1 protein-coding gene is annotated in these 438 nt (G+C 75.1%); it reads left to right on the top strand.

Going from position 1 to position 438, the window contains the following annotated elements; genetic code table 11:
• The coding region (locus tag AOK08_RS48305) for an SEL1-like repeat protein (protein WP_479683339.1) at positions 1–438 on the top strand (438 nt) is incomplete at both ends.

The following is a 438-nucleotide window of genomic DNA, read 5'->3' as shown; positions in this document are numbered from 1 at the left end:
CGAGGACGTGGCCGCGCTGCGGTGGTACGAGCGGGCCGCAGGCGCCGGGCACACCGAGGCCGCGCTCCAGGTCGGGATCGCCCGGCTGCGGGAAGGTGACGAGCGGGAGGCCGAGCGGTATCTGCGGTGCGCGGCGGGTGGGGGGAGCGCCGAGGCCGCGTACCGGCTGGCCTCGGTGCTCGACGCGCGGCGTCCGCAGGAGCCCGCGCACGAGCTCGGTGAGATCGCGCACGAGAAGACGGAGTGCGAGGAGTGGTACGAGCGGGCGGCTTCCCAGGGGCATCGGCGGGCGCAGGTGCGGGTGGGAATGCTGGCGTCTGCTCGGGGTGACGTGGTGGAGGCGGCTCGGTGGTATCGGGCCGCCGCGGAGGCCGGTTCGCGAAACGGGGCGTTCAACCTGGGACTGCTGCTTGCCCGGGAGGGGAGTGAGCCCGAGGC

Origin of the sequence: Streptomyces graminilatus (genome assembly GCF_001418565.1) — a bacterium.
Lineage (GTDB): Bacteria > Actinomycetota > Actinomycetes > Streptomycetales > Streptomycetaceae > Streptomyces > Streptomyces graminilatus.
This window is presented reverse-complemented; position numbering and strand designations above follow the sequence as displayed.